The 6,111-nt window shown below is 42.2% G+C and carries 6 protein-coding genes; all 6 read right to left on the reverse strand.

Translation table 11 applies throughout. The annotated features are described in order from the left end of the window. Positions 1–207 precede the first annotated feature (207 nt). Entirely contained in the window at positions 208–408 is a 201-nt protein-coding gene (locus WB217_RS06310) for a cold-shock protein (protein WP_041967029.1), read from the reverse strand. A gap of 565 nt (positions 409–973) precedes the next feature. Further along, positions 974–1,732, reverse strand: coding sequence for an MMPL family transporter (locus tag WB217_RS06315; protein WP_423991710.1), 759 nt, complete (start codon positions 1,730–1,732; stop codon positions 974–976). Between the two features lie 21 nt (positions 1,733–1,753). After that, positions 1,754–3,172, reverse strand: a complete 1,419-nt coding sequence (locus tag WB217_RS06320; RefSeq protein ID WP_423991712.1) for an MMPL family transporter — start codon at positions 3,170–3,172, stop codon at positions 1,754–1,756. Between the two features lie 48 nt (positions 3,173–3,220). After that, positions 3,221–3,547 (reverse strand): hypothetical protein, encoded by a 327-nt coding sequence (locus WB217_RS06325; protein ID WP_423991718.1) that lies wholly within the window; start codon positions 3,545–3,547, stop codon positions 3,221–3,223. A gap of 156 nt (positions 3,548–3,703) precedes the next feature. Next, a complete protein-coding gene (locus tag WB217_RS06330; RefSeq protein ID WP_423991714.1) occupies positions 3,704–5,083 on the reverse strand; it encodes a sensor histidine kinase in 1,380 nt (459 codons plus the stop codon). Next, positions 5,080–5,757, reverse strand: a complete 678-nt coding sequence (locus tag WB217_RS06335) for a response regulator transcription factor (protein ID WP_423991716.1) — start codon at positions 5,755–5,757, stop codon at positions 5,080–5,082. The genes WB217_RS06330 and WB217_RS06335 overlap by 4 nt, the downstream gene beginning before the upstream one ends. Between the last annotated feature and the right edge of the window lie 354 nt (positions 5,758–6,111).

The following is a 6,111-nucleotide window of genomic DNA, read 5'->3' on the forward strand; positions in this document are numbered from 1 at the left end:
CTCTAACCAAGTGGGGTTTTTTGTTATACATATTTTGTACATAAAAAGAAAATCCTTTCACACATTAAAGCACCGGGGGTCAGACCCCCGGCACTGCAACGCGTTAAACCACTGGGGGTCTGACCCCCAGTACGGTGGTGTGCTAAAGCAGGGTATAAAAAAACAAGCTCTGATTACTCAGAGCTTGTTTGTATGTGCCAATCGTTATTATAGTTTTGTAACGTTAGCTGCTTGTGGTCCACGAGCGCCTTGTTCTACGTCAAAAGAAACTTCTTGACCTTCTTCAAGTGATTTGAAACCTTCGCCTTGGATAGCTGAGAAATGTACGAATACGTCTTCTCCGCCTTCGCGTTCGATGAATCCAAAACCTTTTTCTGCGTTAAACCATTTTACTTTACCGTTTTCCATATTTGTTGCCTCCTAGTGTGTAATCCACACAATTTGTTACTATTCTTGCTCTCAGTGATATCCAGGCGAAAAAGCATTACATGTTCTTCCCTTACATACCGGCAAAAATAATTCTTCCTAAGAATAACAGAAATAATATAATTGTGCAAGCTTTAAAAGAATTACCAAAATATAGGCAAAATCATATATTGCCCAATATTCGTCCATAATGTTAGAGCAAGAGCCCATCCGACACTCTCATATTTCCGGAAAGAAAGTGAAAAATATGTTATAATAAAAAGACTATGAAAGGGCGTGTCTAATTGAAAAGCTCGAGCAACTTATATAAGGCTGGTCAGTCTGTGAACATTAGAGAGACTGGGGAAACTGTGACGATCATGAAATCTCAATATGTAAAAAACATGAAGAGGTTCTCCTATATCGTCAAGGAACATCCCAGCACTTTTTATTTTGAGGAAGAATTAGAAAAAAGCTAAATACTTATGCTAAAAGCGCGCCCACATTGATGAGCACGCTTTTTTATTTGAAAAATACCCTCGATAATTTTCCCAACTCCCATTCTCGCTTATACGTTCAAATCTGCCTCTTCAGCCGTCACCTTCTGCGGCCAAAGGCTGTATTTCCCCAACTTCACCATGATTGCAGGTACCAGAATGGTTCTGATCAGGAATGTGTCGATCAATACACCGATAGCAACTGTAAATCCAAACATGAACAATTCCATGATTGGCTGGGTGATCAGGACTGCAAATGTCGCGGCCAGGATTAATCCTGCTGAAGAAATGACTCCCCCTGTATGCGCCAATCCGAGGCTGATTGCTTCTTTGATCGGGTGCTTTCTCGCTTCCTCTTTTATCCGTGAAATTAGCATGATATTGTAGTCCACCCCTAAAGCCACAAGGAAGATAAAGGTGTACAACGGGATCCGGTAGCTGATTTCCGTATAGCCGAAGAATTGGTCAAAGATAAATGAGCCAGCTCCGAGCGCTGTAAAGTATGACAGGATGATGGTTGCCATCATGTAAATTGGTGCAAGCAGTGATTTCGTCTGCAATCCCAGCAAAAGCATAATGACAACAGTGGTTAAAACGACGACCACCATCGTATCCCGCTGATTGACATCACGAATTTCCGCCTGCTTCGCTGTTTCACCAGCAAAATATAACTTGGTCCCTTCCAGACCGGCATTGTCGATTAGCTCAGACTTGTCATTACGAATCTCGTTTAAAATATCAAACGTTTTTTGATCATAAGGGTTCCCTGCAAACACAATCTCCAGCGAAGCCGCTTTGCGATTCTCAGAAAACGATGAATCGAGTCTCATTTTCTCTATTGGATCTTTAGATCAAAAGTTGGGATTTACCATTTCAACCCCTTTAACTGACAGTAGCTCTTCTCTCAACGACTGCAGCTTTTCTACGTCCAATTCTTCATTGCTTTCAACGACAACCGTTGTAGGTGCCAACTCACCTGGCGAGAAATTATTTTCCAGAATTTCATATCCTTGACGTGACTGGATATCGTCAGGGAAGGACTTTATCAAATTGAAGGAGTACTCGATGTTCAATGTGTTCAAGGCAATGATCACAAGCGGGATCAGCACAAAAAAACCGCTTTTCAAAGGATTTTTCACAACGCCAGAGCCGAGCTTTGCCCAAAAGGTTTGTTTCGCCTCTTCTGTAAAATCGACCTTCGGGATCGCTGGCCAGAACGCTTTTCTTCCAAAAAGAACATATAAGGCCGGCAGCAAAGTGAGGCCGCCTAAAATGATCAGCACCAATGCAAGCGAGAATACCGGAGCAAAGTTCCGGTATGGTTCATAAATGGCAGCAAACAAGACGAGCATCGCCGCAAGGACCGTACCGCCGCTAAAGAGGATCGGCTCTGTAACCTCCTCCATCGCCCGCTTCATTGCTGTGTACTTATTTTCCTCTTTCTTCAGTTCTTCCTTGAAACGCGCCACGATGAACAAGGAATAATCCGTTAATGCAGCAAAAAGCAGAATCGACATAATCGAGGTCGCTTGGCTGTCAATTCCCATGCCCGCTGAGCCAAATATGCCAATTGTCTTATTTACCACCTCATAGACAATCCCAGCACCTAATAACGGCACCAAAGCCAACAGCGGTGAACGATAAATCACGATTAACAAAACAAAGATCAGCCCCATCGTCCCAAGCAGCAGGACAACATCGGCTCTAGCAAAAATGCTGATCATATCCGCGACAATACCAGCTGGGCCCGTGATCGCCAGCTTAACATCATCATTGGACTTTAATTCCGCTTTCGCCATCTTGCCTAAATTCTCGATCGTCTCGTTAATCGTCTTCCGCTCAAGATTTTCCTTCAATGACACCGGTAAAATCAATGTTGTATTGTTTTCTGATAGAAACGACGCTTTTGCCTGAGGAGGCATCTTATGAAAAGGTACAACCGCCTTCACTGGTTCAAGCTTCGCCGCTTCTATTTTTTTGCTGATATCATCAATAACGGCAAAATCGGTATCGGTGAATTCACTCTTTTTATTAAAAACAAGCAAAGCCGGCGTCCCTTTGTCCTCCGGAAAATACTCCTTAATTTTCTCATCCGCTTTTTGTGAAACTGAATCCTCCGGAAGCCCCGACTCATTTATGCTAGTCGCATAATCACTCGCACCCGGGGCCAGCCATCCCATAAGGATTGCAGCAATAAACCAGATTGCAACAATGCCCTTCGCTCCCTTTTTACTGCTTGAAAAAACCGTTAATTTCTTAGCCCACTTCAACATGCTTTCCCCTCACTCCTGGAGACGCTTATCATGATCCTTCCCGCCTCACTTCTTTTCAATAAAAAATGTAGAAACCAGAAAAAGAATAAAACTGACTAGCAGAGTCACGCCACCGCCAATATATAAAATCAGCGATGCCGCTTCTGGCAGATCAAATGGCTTCAAATTTTGCAGCCACATTCCCGCCGTAAGCCCTGATGCCCCGATGATCGCTGTCCATGTGTGCCATACAGCCAGCTTTTTCGATGTGATTGTAAAAACTTCATAATAAACTGCCCAGGCAAACAGTGTTAACCAGCCAACCACCAATATGTGAGCATGGATCGGCCGGAACGCGTATGAACCTGAACCGGCCATGTGTGCGCCCAGCATCGCTCCAATCACTGAAAATACAGCTGAGAATCTGAGCAGTGCAAAATTTTTTCCCTTCAAAATAACCACCCCTTAAATGATTTCAAAAAAAACACCTTCCGCTTACTAACGATTCTCATTATAAGAATCGAAAGTGAACGGAAGGTGAACACCAGATTACAATTTTGGAAGTGTGACAATAAATTCAGTCCCTTTATCAGGCTCGCTGTTTACCAAAATTGTTCCTTTATGCAATTTTATGATTCGGTTTACAATTGACAGGCCGAGGCCTGTGCCTTCTATTCCTCTGAACCTTGAAGGATCCGCACGGTAAAATCTTTCGAAAATCCGCTCCATTTCTCCAGTATCCATCCCGATTCCAGTATCCTTGATGGCCACTGTGATACAATCTGATTCATCACGGAGAGAAAGCTCTATTTCCCCGTTTTCTTTATTGTACTTAATGGCATTTGTTAAAAGATTTTCCCAAACATTATAAAGCAGCGAAGAATCTCCATAGAAAACAACACTCGGAATGTTGTAGGTAATCGTAATCCCCTTCTCATCAAGCTGCCATAAATATGTTTGAACCAAGTCCTTCAGCTGATTTCCTAATTGAAAAGCAGCAGGCTTGAAATAAAAATCCTCTTTTTCCAAAGAAGTGAGAAGAAGAAGCTGCTTTGTCAGCAAGCTCAGCCGGCCTGTTTCCTGCTGAATCACGTGGATGTACTGTGCTTTTTCAGCGGGAGGCAAATTTTCCTTCTCCAACATTTGAGAATAGCCCTGGATATTCTGTAACGGTGATTGGAAATCATGGGACACATTTGAAACAAATTCTGTCCGCATCTGATCAAGCTGGCTCAGCCTTAAACTCATCTCCTCAAAGCTCCTTGCCAGCACCCCTAATTCATCCTGTCTGCTAATATCCAGTTTGATGTCAAATTTCCCTTCCTGGATTTCCTTGGTTGCCGTGGTCAGCTTTGCGATTGGCTTGACCAGGTACTTGGATGCAATCAGCACAAGGATGACGCTGACAAAAAACATAATCAGGATCATCCAGCCCATCAGGACATGGATTTCACTGAACAACAACTTTATGTCAGGGCGGAGAAACATCGCATATTGTTCGTTTTGATAATGGAACGGAACACCCACTGTATTGCGCAATTCATTAGCGAAAAAGCCAGTCACGAAGGTTTCCATCGGGAATTCTTTCATGCCATGATAGACTTCACCTTTCAGCACTGCATCCACAGCTTCCTGTCCGAGGTTCTGTCGTTTAAAATCAGCCCCAAAATATCGTTCATAGCCGCTGCCGCTGACTACGTATATTTGATAGCCCATAGCAGCAGCACTTTTTAAATAGGCTTCCAGGTTAAGATTTGCCTCGCCATCAATGTACCCGGCAAGATTGTTCGCCACACTGACATTTTTTTCGTCATTCAAAGGCTTTATATACTGTTGGTAATACGTATTGGAAATAAAGAAGCCGAGAATCGTGCTTATGACAATAATGGCAACCGTCGCAAAAACAAACTTTGAATAAATCGATTTCATTTGCCCTGAACCTCGACTAAATATCCGACTCCCCTGATCGTTTTAATTGCAAAGTCATTTGTCAGTTCAGAGAAACGGTCACGCAGCCTTTTGATATGAACATTTAAAGTCCGTTCATCTCCTGTAAAATCAAGTCCCCATATTTCTTCAATCAGTTGGTTTCTCGTAAATACCTGATTCGGCCTTGACGCCATATAAGAAAGCAGTTCAAATTCTTTAAGCGGCAAAAGAATCGTACGGTCATGAACCTGAATCTCGAAATTCTGCTGGTTGATCGTTACATTTCCAATCGTAATCAACAGATTGCTACGCTTTTGATAACGGCGAAACAGCGCATTGATCCTGAAATTCAATTCTTTTGGATCGAATGGCTTCACGATGTAATCATCCGTTCCTGAAAGGAATCCCAGTTCCTTGTCGTCAATTTGCCCCTTGGCCGTCAGCATGATGACAGGAATATCATGCATCTCCCTAATTTGTCTAGTCAGCTCGTAGCCATTCATGCCTGGCATCATCACATCGACCACCGCTAAATCAATGACAGTCTGCTCAAGAACCTTTAAAGCCTCAGTCCCGTGCGATGCCTGGAAAACATGATGTCCCGCCTGCTGGAGCTGATTTTTTACTAAAAATAAAATATTAACATCATCATCAACAATTAATATTGCGGCCATCAACAGGTCCCCTTTTACTTACGATTGTTTAGTTTCTTCATTAATTATATCTGCTTCGTTTACCTACTTAAAGGACAATACACCTAAGTAATGCCGTTTTTAAGCCATACAAATACCAATCTTAAGGAAGTTAAAATATATAGATTTTCCTATTTTTTAACAATGAACTAATATTAGAATTTACAAATTTTTCAGATAAATTTATAATAGGATTCATAGTATTTTAAGACAAGAGGAGGTATGGGGGAACATTTGTTTTATTATTAAAGGCTGTTTTCGTATTATTTATAGTTTAACGGCCAGAAAAATTCAGCTTGGTTTCTTCTCTATTCCTTACTGATATCGGCTAAGTCC

The sequence above is a fragment of the Mesobacillus sp. genome (genome assembly GCF_049588175.1).
GTDB lineage: Bacteria > Bacillota > Bacilli > Bacillales > Cytobacillaceae > Mesobacillus.

Excerpts from the sequence above, each read along its gene's own strand:
- WB217_RS06310 (WP_041967029.1), bottom strand. The coding sequence starts at position 408 with ATGGAAAACGGTAAAGTAAAATGGTTTAACGCAGAAAAAGGTTTTGGA.
- WB217_RS06315 (WP_423991710.1), bottom strand. The coding sequence starts at position 1,732 with ATGAGACTCGATTCATCGTTTTCTGAGAATCGCAAAGCGGCTTCGCTG.
- WB217_RS06325 (WP_423991718.1), bottom strand. The coding sequence starts at position 3,547 with ATGCTGGGCGCACACATGGCCGGTTCAGGTTCATACGCGTTCCGGCCG.
- WB217_RS06330 (WP_423991714.1), bottom strand. The coding sequence starts at position 5,083 with ATGAAATCGATTTATTCAAAGTTTGTTTTTGCGACGGTTGCCATTATT.
- WB217_RS06335 (WP_423991716.1), bottom strand. The coding sequence starts at position 5,757 with ATGGCCGCAATATTAATTGTTGATGATGATGTTAATATTTTATTTTTA.